Origin of the sequence: Zhongshania sp. R06B22, from assembly GCF_040892595.1 — a bacterium.
Taxonomy (GTDB): Bacteria; Pseudomonadota; Gammaproteobacteria; order Pseudomonadales; family Spongiibacteraceae; genus Spongiibacter; species Spongiibacter arctica.
In genome coordinates this window covers 2,428,542-2,442,015 of record NZ_JBFRYB010000001.1, presented here as the reverse complement: position 1 = coordinate 2,442,015, position 13,474 = coordinate 2,428,542, and the positions used below count along the sequence as shown (strand labels likewise).

Genomic DNA, 13,474 nt, shown 5'->3' with positions numbered 1-13,474 from the left:
CACAAACATTTGCTGCGCTTACTCGCTTGAATTGCGCGGTAGGGCGCGACGAACAGCTCGGAGCTTGCATGTCATATACCGTTATCATTCCCGCCCGTTTCGCCTCCAGCCGCTTGCCTGGTAAGCCGCTGATGGATATTGCAGGCAAGCCCATGATTCAGCATGTATGGGAGCGAGCTAAAGAGAGCGACGCTTCAAGGGTGGTTATTGCAACCGAAGACCAGCGCGTTTTTGAGGCTTGCCAGAAGTTTGGTGCTGATGTGGTGATGACGCTTGCCACCCATGAGTCAGGAACAGACAGGCTTCAGGAAGTCGTTGCCAAGCTTGGACTCGCTGACGAAGATATTGTTGTCAATGTACAGGGTGATGAGCCTTTAATACCCCGCGAGGCAATCGCCCAGGTTGCAAATAATCTTGCGCTAAATACCCAGGCGGGTATTTCCACTCTTGGCGAGGCGATCAGCGATAAAGCCACGGTTTTTAATCCCAACGCAGTCAAGGCCGTATGTGATCGCGCCGGTTTTGCGCTTTATTTTAGTCGCGCGCCCATGCCTTGGTGCCGGGATGAATGGTCGGCAGATGCGCTCGCTAGTGAGCAAAGAGATGGCCAAGGCGGGCTGCCAGAAACTGCGCCGTTTATGCGCCATATTGGCATATATGGGTATCGGGTGGGTTTTTTACATCAGTTCGTCACGTGGCCGATGGGAATATTGGAGCGGGTCGAAAAGCTTGAGCAACTGCGGGCGATGGAAAACGGCGTGCGTATTCATATAGAGCTTGCCTGCGTTAATATTCCAGGCGGCGTGGATACCGAGGCAGATCTAAATGCCGTGCGCGCGCATTTGTCGGGTAACGCTTAATGACGAGCAAGGTGCTATTCGTCTGCTTAGGTAATATTTGCCGTTCACCAACGGCCCACGGTGTATTTCAAAAGTTAGTTTCGGACGCCGGGCTTCAGGACAGTATCCAGATTGACTCTGCGGGCACCGGCGATTGGCATATTGGTCATTCACCGGACGAGCGCACCCAGCGGGCAGCGAGCAAACGCGGCTATGATTTGTCGATGTTGCGCGCGCGTCAGGTCACCGTGGCTGACTTCCAAGAATTCGACTATGTGTTGGCAATGGATAAGAGCAATCTAAAAGATTTGCGGGCAATGGCTGGTGATAAAAGCGGATGCCATGTGTCTTTGTTTTTAGATTTTGCCGAGTCGTCGTGGAAGCGAGAAGTGCCTGATCCTTACTACGGTGGTGAAGATGGTTTCGAGACCGTACTAGAGCTGGTCGAAGACGCCGCTCGTGGTTTGTTGGCAACCATCCGAGGTCGGGAGGGCGCTAGGCAGTGAATATTTCCCAAGATGTAGATGTTCGCGAATTCAATACCTTCGCTGTTCCCGCCATGGCCGCGTACTTTGCTGAAGTTACGACGCTTGAGGAGTTGCAGCAAGCATTGGCATTTTGCCGCACTAACAAGCGCCGCTTTATTGTCTTAGGAGGCGGTAGCAATCTTGTTTTTACCGACAAAATTGATGCCCTGCTGATACGGATGGCGCTGCGTGGCGTCGAATGCACCGCCAGTGGACGCGACCGCATTGTGGATGTCGCTGCGGGTGAAAACTGGCATGAGTTGGTGCGCTATTGTGTCGGTCAAGGCTGGTATGGCTTAGAAAATCTAGTGGCAATTCCCGGTTCAGTTGGCGCCGCACCCATCCAAAATATTGGTGCTTATGGTGTTGAGCTAGCTCGGGTACTTGAGTCTGTGACAGGCTGGGATTGCGAGCAAAACGTCTTGCGAACCTTGAATGCACAAGAGTGCCTACTCAGTTACCGCGACAGTGTTTTTAAGCACCAACTTAAAGACCGTTTTATTATTACTTCTGTCTCATTGCGGCTGAGTATCGAAGCCCGTCCAGAAGTCAGTTACCCAGCACTGCGTGCTGAGCTGGTCGATCCGGATAGTGCGACACCGGAGCAAGTGGCGGCCACCGTGGCATCCATTAGGGCCGAAAAATTACCCGATTACCGGGTGGAGCCAAATGTTGGCAGCTTCTTTAAAAATCCGCTTATTTCGGCAGAGAAGGCCAATGAGCTACTAGCTCGTTTTCCAGCGCTCGCGCATTGGTCAATGCCCGATGGTCGTGTAAAACTTGCTGCCGCGTGGTTAGTCGATCAATCGGGATGGAAGGGGCGGCGCGAAGGTGGGGTGGGTGTTCATCCTAAACAGGCGATTGTGTTAGTGAATTATGACGGTCTCGGCGGTCATGACATTCTGGCCTTTGCGGCCCAGATTCAAGCCGATGTCTTGGCAAAATATGGCGTGAATCTGGACATTGAGCCACGGGTGTACTGATGTTTGCTCGCATGCAACATATTCCATTGCCTGGTGGCGGTTTAGATTATTACGAGGAATATATAGCCAAACCGCAGACCCTTTTTGCAGAGCTGCGAGATGGCGTTAACTGGCAACAACCCCTTGTTACTGTTTATGGTCGCCAGCACGTCACCCCCAGATTGGTGAGTTTTGTCGGCGATGCTGGCCGAAGTTACCGCTATAGCGGTGCAACTCATGTCACCGAGCCCTGGCCCGCTCCGCTTAAAGCACTTCGCGAACAATTATGCGCTGATACCGGCTATGAATTTAACTGCGCCTTATTAAATTATTACCGTGATGGCAATGATTGTATGGGCTACCACAGCGACGACGAAGCTGAGCTCGGCGACAGGCCGTGTATCGCGTCAATTAGCTTGGGTGCAGAGCGAGATTTTTTGCTCAAACCGAAGGCTGGGGGCGGTAAAACCGAAAAGCTGAGTTTGGCTTCCGGCTCGCTGCTAGTGATGCTGCCACCGACCCAGCAACACTGGCAACATGCTCTGCCTGTGCGCAAAGGGGTAGGGCAAGGTCGTATTAACTTAACTTTTCGAAACGTGCTTTAGAGCGGCGTTTAATTTGGCCCCGATAGGCTAGTTAGGCTCAGTTGAGAGTGTTATCGTTTACGCATAATGATTTGGGGTAGCACATGATCACAGTGTTGGTGGCAGATGATCACGCGATGGTGCGTGCGGGAATAGTTCGAATGTTAGAGGATGCCGAGGGCATTTCGGTTATTGCCCAAGCTGCCAGCGGCGAAGAGGTGATTAGTAGCTGCAGGGTCCTGCGCCCTCATATTGTTTTGATGGATGTGCGGATGCCGGGTATCGGTGGGCTAGAGGCGACTCGTAAATTGAAACAAATAGCGCCTGACACTCGAGTGATAGCGCTTAGTGCCTACGATCAAGAGCCCATGCCCAGCCTGCTTTTAAAAGCAGGGGCGGCTGCCTATGTAACCAAGGGCGCGTCTGAACAAGAAATGGTATTAGCCGTGCGGCAGGTCGCCCTAGGACAGCGCTATCTCAGCCCCGGTGTTGCCCAAAATATGGCATTCAAACAGCTGAATGGTGATGAGGGTTCGCCGTTTGAATCGCTATCTGAGCGCGAAATGCAAATAAGCTTAATGATCGCCAATTGCCATAAAGTTCAAGAGATCGCTGATAATCTGCATATCTCTTCTAAAACGGTGAACAGCTATCGCTACCGTGTGTTTGAAAAACTGGATATAAGCGGCGATGTCGAATTGACCTTATTGGCGATGCGGCATGGTCTAATAGACGCACCGGAAACCTAAGCGGCAGTTTGCTATAACTATGAGCAGTGAAAACATAGAAACCTCTGATGCCACGGGTGATCCTGGCCCCGCCGTTTTCGACGCCAAAACCTTTTTGAAGAATGTTACCGCTAAGGCGGGCGTTTACGTCATGCTCAATGCCAAGGCAGATGTGCTTTACGTTGGTAAAGCCAAAAATTTGCGCAACCGCCTGAGTAGCTATTTTCGGGCTAGTGGGCTTACCAGCAAGACCGTGGCCTTGGTATCGCATATTCAGCAAATAGAAGTGACGGTAACCGCGAGCGAGCGCGAAGCCTTGCTGCTTGAACAAAACCTCATTAAACAATACAAGCCGCCTTACAATATTCTCCTGCGTGACGATAAATCCTATCCCTATATCTATTTAAGTACCGACCATAAGCATCCGCGAGTGACTATTCATCGCGGCACCAAAAAAGGCAAGGGCATGTATTTCGGCCCTTATCCAAGTGCCGCCGCAGTGCGTGAAAGCTTGAGTTGGTTACAGAAAGTGTTTCGGGTGCGCCAGTGTGAAGACAGCTATTACCGCGGGCGCAGCCGGCCGTGTTTGCAGTACCAAATTGGGCGCTGCTCTGGTCCCTGTGTTAACGCGGTTAGCGATCAAGAATACGCATTAGATGTTCATCATACACAGATGTTTTTACAGGGGAAAAGTAGCGATGTGAGTCGCGAGCTAGCCGATGAAATGGAGCGCTGCGCCAGCATTTTAGAATTTGAAAAAGCGGCCGAACTCAGAGACCGCATAGGCCACCTGCAGCAGGTACAAGCGACCCAGTGCATTGAAGGCGAAACCGGGGATATCGACATCGTGGCCGGCGTTATGGACGCCGGAACCGCTTGCATACAATTGCTCTGCGTGCGCGGCGGGCGGGTGTTGGGCAGCCGCAGTTATTTCCCTAAAAGCCAGCTAGAAGAGCCGCTGGTGTCGCAACTCGAAGCCTTTGTGGCGCAACACTACCTGATCGGCTCCGGTCGGGCAGATATGCCCCGCGAGATCATTACTAATATTGCACTTGATGATGCCGCCTTACTGGCGGGGGGCTTAAGTGAGGAGGCGGGCCGGCAAGTTAGCATAAGCCACAATGTGCGAAGTCATCGTGCCAAGTGGCTGAGCTTAGCGCTGACTGCGGCAGAGCAAAACTTAGTCAATCGGCTCGCCTCTTCGGCAAGTACATTAAAGCGATTCAAAGCGCTGCAAGCGGTGTTAGAGTTAGCTGATAAGCCTGAGCGCATGGAATGTTTCGATATAAGCCATACCAGTGGTGAAGCAACAGTCGCCTCCTGCGTTGTTTTCGATGGCAACGGCCCGCTTAAGTCTGATTATCGCAAAATGAATATTGATGGCGTCGCGGCTGGTGATGATTACGCCGCCATGCGTCAGGCGCTTAGCCGCCGCTACAAGCGAGTGAAAGCGGGTGAGATTGTGATGCCGGATATATTATTTATTGACGGCGGCAAAGGCCAGCTCAGTCAGGCCAAGCAAGTGATGGAAGAGCTCGGCATAGACGGATTATTCATGGTAGGTGTTTCCAAGGGCGCAGACCGCCGTGCCGGTTTGGAAATACTCATTCGCGGTGATGATGGCCGCGAGCTTAGCCTGCCTGACAACAGCCCAGCGCTGCATCTTATTCAGCATATTCGCGACGAATCTCACCGGTTTGCTATTACCGGCCATAAAGGTCGCAGAGATAAAGCCCGGACGCAGTCGTCGCTTGAATCAATACCTGGGGTCGGCGCAAAGCGCCGGCGTGACTTGCTGCGGCACTTTGGTGGCATACACGGCGTGCGGCAGGCGAGTGTTGAGGATTTGCGACGGGTGTCAGGTATTAGTGAAAAAATTGCCCAACAAATTCATGAGGGCCTGCGCAGCGCCTAGAAAACGAATAGAATAGCCACGACTCTCCCTAATGAGACCCATATGAATATACCTAACTCCCTGACACTGTTCCGGATTCTGCTAATACCGGTACTCGTGGCCTTATTTTACTGGCCCCAGGCCCACACCTATTTTTTAACGGCGGTAGTATTTGCGGTGGCGGCGGTCACGGATTGGCTTGATGGTTATCTGGCGCGCAAGTTAGGGCAAAGTACGGCGCTGGGCGCGTTTCTAGACCCGGTTGCAGACAAGCTGATGATCTCGGTTGCATTGGCTCTATTAATTGAACGCTACGATGCGCCTTGGTTTACCATTCCGGCGATTATTATTATCGGCCGCGAAATTGTCATCTCCGCCTTGAGAGAGTGGATGGCTGAGCTAGGCAAGCGCACCAGCGTGGCAGTGTCATATTTGGGCAAGGTAAAGACAGCGGTACAAATGGTGGCAATTTTTGGGTGGTTGCTGGTGTCGCCAGATAGCGAAGGCCTATTGTATTATGCCAATATTGCGTGTCTGTATACTGCGGCGATACTCACATTGTGGTCGATGGTGATTTATCTTCATGCGGCGTGGCCAGATTTGCGTGATACAGCCGGAAATTAGAAAAAAACACGTTAAATCAGAGACTTTGCTTGACAGAAAATAATCACTCACTAGAATAGGCGCCTTCCTGAAGCACAGCCCCGAGCTGTAAATTGGGCTTGAGAGATCAAGTAAACTATCTAGATATAGTGCGACGCGGGAATAGCTCAGTTGGTAGAGCGCAACCTTGCCAAGGTTGAGGTCGGGAGTTCGAGCCTCCTTTCCCGCTCCAATATATCGTTGCAATGCAGCGTGTCTGCAATGCAGTTTTTCAAAGTGGTAAAGTGGCAGAGTAATGCAGTTAACTGTAACTCCAGCGCCCGCAGCGAAAAGAAAGTGCCGGAAGATTCGAACCGGCGTACACCTCGGTGTAAGACAATACGATCATAGGCGCGGTGGCAGAGTGGTCATGCAGTGGCTGTAACTCCAGCGCCCGCAGCGAAAAAAAGTGCCGGAAGATTCGAACCGGCGTACACCTCGGTGTAAGACAATACGATCATAGGCGCGGTGGCAGAGTGGTCATGCAGTGGCTGTAACTCCAGCGCCCGCAGCGAAAAGAAAGTGCCGGAAGATTCGAACCGGCGTACACCTCGGTGTAAGACAATACGATCATAGGCGCGGTGGCAGAGTGGTCATGCAGCGGACTGCAACTCCGTGTACGCCGGTTCGATTCCGACCCGCGCCTCCATTCCTCCGGGATTTTCCCGACCAGTAGATAATAACCGCAGGAAAACGCGGGAATGATTGCACGTTAATCTCCGTTATCAAGCAGTTCACCTGCGCTAGTTATACACGGTACTTCATTATCTTTTACCTGCCCGGCTAACGAAATAGTCTTCTCGTCCACAAACTGATGGCGGCACCAGAATCAGTAACTCAACTTTGTTAGCACATCATTTCTCACGCCAAGTAAATGTAACGGTTTTCGCCTAACTGGCATGCCCTTAGCCAGCGGCATAATCATCGCCACTCGCAATACAAATCCCTATCTAGTGTCTGGTATTTCAAACTCAAAAAAAGTCGCTTAGCGCACTAAATACTCCCGACGGTGGGGCAGGTCGACTTAAAATCGATTAGATCAACTAACTGCAAACCTTATCCACGTTTCGATCTTCGGGTGCTCATCCCGTGCCTATTTGGGATCACAGCCTGTGTGCCCACTATTCTAAGTATCAACATAAAAACTTAGACCTAATATATTATTTTTTATAATAATTTTTTATTACACATAAGTTATTTGGCGTGAAAAAGAATATGTGTGTCGGAGACGTGTTACTGTCCGTGCGCCGCCGCGATGTTAACAAGTGGTGGTGATAAGAAAGATAAAATCAGCAGGTTTATGGCTGCTCCCAAGTAATATTTGCCCTCAGGGGCTCCATAAAATAAGGCTTCTTTATGTTTCGATATTCTCCCGCTTTGGCGGGCTTGACGCTGTTGGCTAGTTTGACTTCTAGCGCGGTATTTGCGCAGGGACAGGTTGCTAATGCTCGGGGACAGGTTCCCTTGGTGGGCGGCACTGGTATTTCTGCCGGCTCTCCAACCGGGAGCGGCGCATCTAATGGCATCGCTTATGCTGGTTTGGGCCTTGCCTACTTAAACCCTGACCCAAGTGTGTCTAAGGATTACGATGGGTCGATGGTGTTGGGCGCGGGTTTTTTCGATCCTCGTCAGACCTTTGGTGCGCTCGATTTAAGCATGGCAATCATTAGCCTGACGGACGAGTTTGCCGACAGTGGTTCTTTTAACGCGGTGTGGCACCGGGTATTACCCGAGGGCTGGGGCAGTATTGCTATTGGCGTGGAAAATTTTGGCACCTGGGGCACGGCTAAAGATCTTGATACCGAGACCACTACTTATGTCGCAGTGACTAAAACATTCCTTCTCACCCAAGTCGGCGTGGATCAGTTTTCCCGGATCACTTTGACTGTCGGCGGTGGTGACGGACGTCTGCGGACAGTAGATAGCCTTGGGCGCACTGAGGGGGCTGAGATAGCGCCTTTTGCCGCTATAGCGTTTAAACCCTCCGCCAGAACAGCACTCGTACTGGATGCCAACTCCAGCCTGCTAAACGCTGCTTTCTCCTTTCTACCGTTTCGCAGCTTGCCGATCACGGCCAGTTTGGGCGCCACCGATGTGTTAAACAGGGTTGAGACTGGTGCCGGGCCAGTGGTGACATTTGGTATTGGTATCGGCTTTCCGTTGTTTTAAGAGGATTTAATAGGATGTTTCAAATGAATATAAAACGTATCGCCTTTGCTTCGCTGCTTTGCACTATGAGCCTTCATGTCGTCGCTGGGCAATCCGCCCCGCCGGGCCTACAAGGTAATATGCCTGGCGTGACGTCCGGAGTTAAAGTGGAGCCAAAATCGACTACAAAATCTACTTCAAAATCGAATCCAATTCCGATTACAACTCACGACAATCCTTCAGTGACTGTAGTGCTTTCGGAGCCTGGGGAGCTCCCGGAAGTATCTTTAGAAACTAAGCGTGAGGCTGGCACCACGTCTTCTCCACCACCCGACACAGTAACAACGACCGTCACTGTTCGAGATGTAGGCGGCAATGTTGTCGACACTTATCAATCTTTTGCTAGGGGTAACGATGGGCATGCGGAGGTGGAAGCGACGCAAGAGGTCATGCTACTTTACCGGAAAAAGTATGCTGACAGTACTTGGGATTAACTAAGTACAGCTCAATATGCCTTGGTATCATTCACGGCCATATCGTCGAGCCTTGCACTTTTGGCTTCTGCTGTTAATCGGACCGTCCGACGCAGCATTGAGCGATGAGTTGTCGAGTTTAGATCGCCGTTCTTCACAGGCGCTCTACCAAGGCTGGTCGGTATTGGCTACTGACCTCGCCCGCGGGGTTGGGCCATTTGCGGCACTGCGGTTGGCGCTAGCGCCAGAGTTATCTGATTCCTTTGGCGCGGGCCCAGCCCAGCGCTTACAGGCATTGGCGGGCTGTATGACTTCTCGTATTGTAGTAACAGCCGCTGAGGCGACTCAGGTTTACCTCGAAGGCTGCGTGGCAGATCGTAAGGTATTGACTGATTTCAGTCAGCAATGACCTTGCGCCTGCTTTGTTTACTGCTGCTGTCAGCGTTTAGCTGCGGGGCTTGGGCCAGGGCGCCAGTGCCCGATCCCGATCCCGATCCGCGATGGCTGGCGCTGATGCATTACACCTCGGCTGGATGGTTGGGGACGGCGCATTCTCACGCCGTATCGCCGCTGTTCTTTGCCAGCGAGCGCGGCAGAGAGGACCCGAATGCGGAGCTTGTCGCAAACCTCGCAGCCTTCGAGTCTGAGCTGGTCGACGGTCTTGATGATAAAGACTGGCGAGTTTGCCGCTTTCCCGCTCGCTTCCGCTATCTTGCTCAGCGCTTCCCCGCGCGGCTAGATGAAGCCGCACTAGAGGATTGCAAAGATTACCAAGCGTATCGCCGCTTTGCGGCGGTTACTGCTATCACCTTTATTTACATTGAGCCTCGGGGTTTCTCCGCTCGCAGCGGTTTTGCCCATGTTGCTTTGCGTTTAGATCGAGGACCGCTTGATGATGACCGCCGTCTACTTGATCTTACCGCGCACAATTACGCGCCAGCGGGCGGTATAGCCGATCTATGGCCTACGGCCAGTGTGTATAGCTTAGAAAGCTATACCAAGACTTATTTGAATTACATTGGCGACGCCGGTCGTTCAATTTTTGAGTATGCGCTGGATTTCAGTCCTGAACAGGTGCAAGCCGTAGCTGATCATATTTACGAGTTGCGGGATCTCACCCTTGGCTATAATTACCTCTCAGAGAATTGCACGGCCGAGTTGTTGCGCACGCTGCAGGTCTCAGGTCATCCCTCGCTGCAGAGCTCGTTTGCCATGCAGACCCGAAATGTACCCAGCGCCTTGGTGCGAGCGCTGCATAGTCGAGGCCTAATTCGCGCGCAGCGATTTCGTACGTCCGACCCAGCCGGCACGATTCCTGAGCGCGAGGCACAATTGACATCCTCTCAGCAGGCGTTGGCAATGGCTATCGCAGTCGACATTTCTGTAGCCACGCAACTAGAAAACTACTCTGAAACGCAGCAGGCCGCGGTGCTCGATCTGGCGATTGATTATTACCGTTACCGCGAGACCCGCGCCAATCGAATGATTGGTCGGGTTATGCCTCCTAAATACGGTTATTTGCTTGAGTTGCGCCGACGTTTGCCACCCGGCGAGCCGCTAGAAATACGCCCGGAATTCTATCCGGAGCAGCTTCATAATCCGAGTCAGCTGTCGATGAGCGCAAGGGCTACATCGACAGGCTCTCGATATTCTCTAGAATACGGCGGGGCAGGGCATAGTATTACGGACCATGGGCGCGGCCAGCCCCTTAGCACGGCCAATGACTTGATTGGCTTTGCTCTGGGTATTGATGAGCAGCGCAGCTTGCAGCTAGACAGTGTGCTGCTATTGCAGTCTTACTTTTTGCCGACGCCGATAGCCGGAACCTGGGACTTGGCTAGATACCGCTATTTTGGCGCTGACCGCAATGCAAGCGATGGTTTGACCGCCGTGGCGGAGTATCAGTATGGTCGCGCGCTGGGACTAGATGCTGGCGAGCGGGCTATTGTCTTTGCACTTGCTGGCGGTTCTGTCCGCGCCGGCAACAGTTTAGATGATGCCTATCAGCTGGCTGCAGCGGTCGATGTAGGGATGCAAATAATCGTAAGCGATACGCTACAAATGAATGTTGCACTTGCCTACCGCGACAGCGTGCTTGGTGACAGTGGTGCTTATGGTCATGCAGCACTTTCAGCAACGCAGACATTGGGTAGTGATTTTGCGCTGCGGCTAGAAGCGCGCAGGGCAGATACCGTCGATGCTGCTCCTGAGAACACGCTGCAGTTGTCGATTACTCGCTATTTTTGATTCTTGCGGTCAGCTACGAATCGACTTTCATTTCGATGTCGTGAATGTACTTTGGCCCGCTGTACGGGCCGATTTAGTCTCTGGTGGCTGAATAAAAACAGCAGCTAATATTTTTACTTTATGGATTATTAATGGTCATTACTGGGAATGTGTCTGGCTAAAAAATTCAACAGGGCGCTATTGTTTGGGCAGCGATTTAAGCTCTGCCGCCAACCATTGATACCAAGCAGCAAAGCCCTCGCCGGATTGAGCGGAAATGCACAGAATTGTTAATGAGGGATTGACGGTTTTTGCGTAATTGATACACGCATCTAAATCGAACTCTAGGTGGGGGAGTAAATCCATTTTGTTGATCAGCAAAAGATCTGCGCCGTGGAAAATATAGGGATATTTGATAGGTTTATCTTCACCCTCTGTAATCGATAAGATGACCACCCGGCGGTGCTCACCCAAATCGAATAGGGCGGGGCAGACTAAATTGCCGACATTTTCTACAAACAGCAGCGCACCTTGCGGGGGCTTAAGAATGTCTACGGCGCTGGCCAGCATATCAGCCTCAAGATGGCAGCCATTGCCGGTATTGATTTGTACGGCCGCTGCGCCGGCTTTGCGTATGCGGTTGGCGTCTTGCTCAGTGGCTTGATCACCTTCAATAACTTGACAGCAAAAGCGTGAGCCGAGGTCCGCAATTGTTCGTTCCAAAATTCGAGTTTTACCGGCACCTGGGCTGCTAAGAAGGTTTAAAGTGAACACCCCGCGTTGAATTAAATTTTGCCGATTGTGTTTCGCAAGACCGTCATTTTTTGCCAGTAGGTCATGCTCAAGGCTGATTTTTTCAGGCGAGTGTTCGTGATAATGATCTGCACTGTGATGCTGTTGTTTCAGCTTTATCGGCAAGGCTTGCGCTTGATAGCGAAACAGGGTGTTGCCATCGATTTGGGTTTGGGTATTGTCTGAACAGCCGCACACGGTACACATAACTTTTCCTAATCCAATTCAATGTCGCCGATCAGTAATTCTTGCCCGGCAATACACTGTAAGTCCTTTGAGCCACAAACACATTGGCCATACAGTGTTTTACTTGTGGTTTCGGTGTGACATTGGCGGCAGCGAAGGCAGCCAGCAATCATCATTATGTCTAATTTAGCGCCTTCTAATACTGTATTTTTGCAACAAACATCAAAGCAGAAAGCGATGGAATCAGGATAAATAGCACTGAGCTCCCCAATCTTTAACTGTACTCGTAACACTCTGCGACCTTCCGCCGCCTTGCTGACGATATCGACAATATTACGGGTGATGCCTAATTCGTGCATGGCAGTTTAAAGCTTCCACAATTTGCAATACCAGTGTGGTTCCACCGGCACAGGTAACTCCGGCAAATCACACCATTTTCTGTTGGGGTAATAATAAATGCACTCGGCACAACGCAACACGATATCACCGTGGTCGTCATTATTTGTTCCGCCTATGCTGTGATTAGCGAAACCACCGGTCTCCAGCAGGCCAAGTAAATCCTCGTCATCCTGTTCCCGCAATGCCTGAACGATATGTTGCCAGCTTTGGTCATCTTGAGCCAAACTCAAGTCGGTGTGTATGCCTGCAGCAAGAATTTTTTCGATGTGATAGCGCAAGATATTGTCTGAGCAGTTACGCATTTTTAGGTAAAATTGCTCTACGCTAATTTCGGTCTGGCTGGCCATAATAAAAATGTAATCAGGTAAAAAGCGTACGCGCTTGTAAAGCACCTTGTGTTTTTCGCTTTCAAAATAGACTTCATTTAAAGTTGACGCATCAATATTATTTTCGGATAGCAGTGGCGTAAGAGAAGGGATACAGCCATCTACCAAAAAGTTTTGTAAGATAGCATTTGCACATTCGTCTGAACTGCATAGTTGGCCGGCAGTGCCAGTATTGACGAGTTCAGAGCCAACTCGAACACCGCTGCGATCAAGGCAGACATAGTCGCCAGGAGACTGGCTGATGGCGTCAGTGTGACTATGTATTCTCAATTTAACGTCACGGCTAGCAGGGCCTAGATGATTCTCATCACGAAGCAGCGCAGCCACATTTTTCTGCACTGTTTCATGGCGCAGGCCAACAAAATAATCTTTGTTAAAGCGCAGTGCAATGATCTGCGCGGCCTCGGGCAGGTCCGTCATAGTTTGACTGCCGTCACCAAAAAATGTGTCGGCTAATGACAGCCAGACTTCACCTGGCTTGTTGACGTTCTCACTGTTGCTTTGCGCGCTAATACGTTGACCATCCGCTATTTTGATCAGCCCGACGCATAGCAATGGAGAGGTATCACTTTGGATCCCATTGAGTATTTTCTGATACTGCGTATCGGAAAAATCAATATCCAGTTTGCCTTGTTGTTTCATGCGTACTTTTCCTAAAAGTCATCACAGGGTGTAGCGTTTCTATCTT

At 51.2% G+C, this 13,474-nt stretch carries 14 protein-coding genes and 2 tRNA genes; 13 read left to right on the top strand and 3 right to left on the bottom strand.

The features are described from left to right. Nucleotides 1–68 precede the first annotated feature (68 nt). The 13 genes from kdsB (at nt 69) to AB4875_RS11070 (ending at nt 11,044) form a co-directional block, all read left to right on the top strand. Nucleotides 69–860 (top strand): 3-deoxy-manno-octulosonate cytidylyltransferase, encoded by a 792-nt coding sequence (gene kdsB, locus AB4875_RS11130; RefSeq protein ID WP_368376126.1) that lies wholly within the window; start codon nt 69–71, stop codon nt 858–860. Continuing rightward, nucleotides 860–1,345 carry a low molecular weight protein-tyrosine-phosphatase gene (locus tag AB4875_RS11125; RefSeq protein ID WP_368376125.1) on the top strand — a complete coding sequence of 162 codons (486 nt, stop codon included), beginning with the start codon at nt 860–862 and terminating at the stop codon, nt 1,343–1,345. Before kdsB ends, AB4875_RS11125 begins: the two co-directional genes overlap by 1 nt. Further along, complete coding sequence (murB, locus tag AB4875_RS11120; RefSeq protein WP_368376124.1) at nt 1,342–2,349, top strand: UDP-N-acetylmuramate dehydrogenase; 1,008 nt, start codon at nt 1,342–1,344, stop codon at nt 2,347–2,349. Before AB4875_RS11125 ends, murB begins: the two co-directional genes overlap by 4 nt. Continuing rightward, nucleotides 2,349–2,933 carry an alpha-ketoglutarate-dependent dioxygenase AlkB family protein gene (locus tag AB4875_RS11115; RefSeq protein WP_368376123.1) on the top strand — a complete coding sequence of 195 codons (585 nt, stop codon included), beginning with the start codon at nt 2,349–2,351 and terminating at the stop codon, nt 2,931–2,933. Before murB ends, AB4875_RS11115 begins: the two co-directional genes overlap by 1 nt. Before the next feature lie 83 nt (nt 2,934–3,016). Next, nucleotides 3,017–3,661 carry a UvrY/SirA/GacA family response regulator transcription factor gene (gene uvrY, locus AB4875_RS11110; RefSeq protein ID WP_368376122.1) on the top strand — a complete coding sequence of 215 codons (645 nt, stop codon included), beginning with the start codon at nt 3,017–3,019 and terminating at the stop codon, nt 3,659–3,661. A gap of 19 nt (nt 3,662–3,680) precedes the next feature. Then, on the top strand, nt 3,681–5,555 hold the full coding sequence (gene uvrC / locus AB4875_RS11105) for an excinuclease ABC subunit UvrC (protein WP_368376121.1): 1,875 nt from the start codon (nt 3,681–3,683) through the stop codon (nt 5,553–5,555). Nucleotides 5,556–5,597: 42 nt separating this feature from the next. Beyond that, complete coding sequence (pgsA, locus tag AB4875_RS11100) at nt 5,598–6,158, top strand: CDP-diacylglycerol--glycerol-3-phosphate 3-phosphatidyltransferase (RefSeq protein WP_368376120.1); 561 nt, start codon at nt 5,598–5,600, stop codon at nt 6,156–6,158. Between the two features lie 135 nt (nt 6,159–6,293). Next, nucleotides 6,294–6,369: transfer RNA gene (locus AB4875_RS11095), tRNA-Gly, on the top strand. Nucleotides 6,370–6,751: 382 nt separating this feature from the next. Further along, nucleotides 6,752–6,825, top strand: a tRNA-Cys gene (locus tag AB4875_RS11090). A gap of 707 nt (nt 6,826–7,532) precedes the next feature. Next, nucleotides 7,533–8,345 (top strand): hypothetical protein, encoded by an 813-nt coding sequence (locus AB4875_RS11085; protein WP_368376119.1) that lies wholly within the window; start codon nt 7,533–7,535, stop codon nt 8,343–8,345. Nucleotides 8,346–8,368: 23 nt separating this feature from the next. Further along, nucleotides 8,369–8,818 (top strand): hypothetical protein, encoded by a 450-nt coding sequence (locus tag AB4875_RS11080; RefSeq protein WP_368376118.1) that lies wholly within the window; start codon nt 8,369–8,371, stop codon nt 8,816–8,818. Nucleotides 8,819–8,834: 16 nt separating this feature from the next. After that, nucleotides 8,835–9,206: a hypothetical protein gene (locus tag AB4875_RS11075; protein WP_368376117.1), complete on the top strand. Its 372-nt coding sequence runs from the start codon at nt 8,835–8,837 to the stop codon at nt 9,204–9,206. Between the two features lie 65 nt (nt 9,207–9,271). Beyond that, nucleotides 9,272–11,044, top strand: coding sequence for a DUF7843 domain-containing protein (locus AB4875_RS11070; RefSeq protein WP_368376116.1), 1,773 nt, complete (start codon nt 9,272–9,274; stop codon nt 11,042–11,044). 177 nt (nt 11,045–11,221) lie between these two features. On the opposite strand, the gene hypB is transcribed toward AB4875_RS11070, so the two are convergent. Genes hypB through AB4875_RS11055 form a run of 3 tightly spaced genes read right to left on the bottom strand, consistent with a single transcriptional unit; the run spans nt 11,222 to nt 13,428 of the window. After that, nucleotides 11,222–12,022 carry a hydrogenase nickel incorporation protein HypB gene (hypB, locus tag AB4875_RS11065; protein WP_368376115.1) on the bottom strand — a complete coding sequence of 267 codons (801 nt, stop codon included), beginning with the start codon at nt 12,020–12,022 and terminating at the stop codon, nt 11,222–11,224. A gap of 8 nt (nt 12,023–12,030) precedes the next feature. Then, a complete protein-coding gene (locus tag AB4875_RS11060) occupies nt 12,031–12,360 on the bottom strand; it encodes a hydrogenase maturation nickel metallochaperone HypA/HybF (protein ID WP_368376114.1) in 330 nt (109 codons plus the stop codon). A 6-nt stretch (nt 12,361–12,366) separates the two neighbouring features. Continuing rightward, the gene (locus AB4875_RS11055; RefSeq protein WP_368376113.1) at nt 12,367–13,428 is read right to left on the bottom strand and encodes a hypothetical protein; all 1,062 of its coding nucleotides are present in this window, start codon (nt 13,426–13,428) and stop codon (nt 12,367–12,369) included. Nucleotides 13,429–13,474: the final 46 nt, after the last annotated feature.